At 47.7% G+C, this 1,550-nt stretch carries 1 protein-coding gene; it reads right to left on the reverse strand.

Annotated elements, in window-relative coordinates; genetic code table 11:
• Window positions 1-950 (reverse strand): hypothetical protein (locus MJZ26_15120; protein ID MCQ2107107.1); only part of this gene is annotated, 950 nt, incomplete at its 3' end.
• Between the last annotated feature and the right edge of the window lie 600 nt (window positions 951-1,550).

Below are 1,550 nucleotides of genomic sequence, written 5' to 3' on the forward strand. Positions count from 1 at the left end.
GCACTTTCGAGGAGGCTCGCCTTGTCGCGATTTGCGGGGTTCTTGCGTCGGATGACTTTCTTGCCGCCCTTATCTTCTTTCACTTCTTCGAGGCCGATGATGTGCAAGAGTTCCGCATAAAAATTGCGGTCAAGGCTGTTGCTGTCGTTTGCGAAAGGCTTGGCAAGGAGAGTTTCCGGGGAGAGGAATTTGTAAAGGGGGAGGAGCTTTTTAGATCCTTCGACTCCGCTTACGCTCCGCTCAGGATGACACGCTGCATTAGATTGCTTCGTGGAGTTTATCCCGGACTTTGATCCGGGACTCGCAATGACGTTCTTGCAAGCATCTGCAAGGCTGAAATGCACGACGTTGGTGTCGCAGGAGGCGAGGAAGTCGTCGATGGCGGGTTTCGCGATTTCGTTGTAGAAATCGGAGGTCTTGTTGCCGCTCATCTGATTCGCCTTGAATTTTAGGAACTGATCGTATATCGGTTTCGTCTTGTTCCCAAAATAGCGGATAAAGTCTTTTACGTCGAAGAAATACCATTCGTCAAAATTCGTGATGGCGAGCCACTTGATTTCGTGATTGCCCGATTGCACGTATTCCAGCATAAAGTAATAGACGAGTTCCTGCAACGATTTTACGTTCGGGTGCTCCGCCGAAAACATTTCCGCAACATTCGTCGGCGACTTCGCTTCGATAATCACCGCCGGCTTTGCACTTGCCGTATTCCCGTTAAAAATTGCAAGGTCTATCGGGCGGTTGACCTGCACCGAATAATCAGGTTCAAAAATCTTGCGTAAAAAATTCCAGATTTCGCCCTTGTGGTATTCTTCGTCCTGCGCTGCGTTCCGCTTGCTATAAAGATTCTTGAGCGAAAGCTTGAAATCCTCCATCTTTTCGACGGAAACAGGGAGCTTGAGGAACGCGGAATTGACGGACTTTTTAGGAGAAATGAACTTGATTGACATACAAGGGAAATATACCCTTTTTGAAGACAAAAGATGGCAATTTCAAGGTTTCCGAGGCAAATCTCGTTTATTTTTGCAGTCGGGGCGTTGCGGGGTGTCCCCGCTAGAAGGGGTAGCGAAAAACGCCGAAGGCGGTTGGAGCGAGGGGGAGACTTCCCCCACCAAAATAATTTTCAGAAAATCGCGCGGGCCTATTGACAAACTGGTGCGGCCGAGGCCGTCGCGCCGAAAAAGCCCGGATTTTCCCTGATAGACGAGGATTTGCTCAAGTCGCGGATATATACCATCCGCGGGGTAAAGGTGATGCTCGATGCGGACTTGGCGGAAATTTACGTTTACGCATCCGGTTGTTGGCCGTCGATGCCGGCAGATGAAGGATTCTTGATTGCAGATTACCAGACATGCTTCTCAAATGTAGCTATTCAGAACGCGCAGCAAGCTTTTTGGAGATTTTTTGTCACCAAAAGGCTCTTTTTTTAAAGTTAGTGACAAAAATATTATGTTGTACAAAATCAAACTAACATTTTTAAGAGTTTACGCCAACTCAAATTGTCACCAAATCAGCCGTACGGTTCTTTTAGTGACATAATTCCCGTGACA

It is taken from the genome of Fibrobacter sp. (genome assembly GCA_024398965.1).
Lineage (GTDB): Bacteria > Fibrobacterota > Fibrobacteria > Fibrobacterales > Fibrobacteraceae > Fibrobacter.